Source organism: Spongiactinospora gelatinilytica (assembly GCF_003236385.1).
GTDB classification, from domain to species: domain Bacteria; phylum Actinomycetota; class Actinomycetes; order Streptosporangiales; family Streptosporangiaceae; genus Spongiactinospora; species Spongiactinospora gelatinilytica.
In genome coordinates this window covers 1-471 of record NZ_POUA01000845.1, presented here as the reverse complement: position 1 = coordinate 471, position 471 = coordinate 1, and the positions used below count along the sequence as shown (strand labels likewise).

Below are 471 nucleotides of genomic sequence, written 5' to 3'. Positions count from 1 at the left end.
GGGTAATTAGTTATTATTACAACGTGTCTTCAGGGACGATCTTGTCTGCGCCAAAGTATGGACGTAGCACTTCTGGAATCGTCACTGTACCGTCTGCGTTTTGGTAGTTTTCCAAGATTGCAGCAACCGTACGACCAACTGCCAACCCTGATCCGTTCAACGTGTGAACGAATTGCAACTTACCTTCTTCATCACGGTATTGAATACGGGCACGACGCGCTTGGAAGGCCTCTGTGTTTGATACAGATGAAATCTCACGGTAGATGTCTTGTTCAGGCATCCAAACTTCCAAATCGTATGTCTTCGCAGCTGAGAAGCCCATGTCTCCCGTTGACAACGTGATGACGTGATATGGCAAGTTCAACTTTTGCAAGATGTTTTCAGCATTTGCCGTCATACCTTCCAAAGCTTGGTATGATTGCTCAGGCTTCGTAAACTTAACCATTTCAACCTTGTTGAATTGGTGCATAC

At 45.4% G+C, this 471-nt stretch carries 1 protein-coding gene; it reads right to left on the bottom strand.

Annotated features, from left to right (window positions below; all coding sequences use genetic code 11):
- Positions 1-16: 16 nt before the first annotated feature.
- The coding region (locus C1I98_RS46590; RefSeq protein ID WP_111172255.1) for an aminoacyl--tRNA ligase-related protein at positions 17-471 on the bottom strand (455 nt) is incomplete at its 5' end.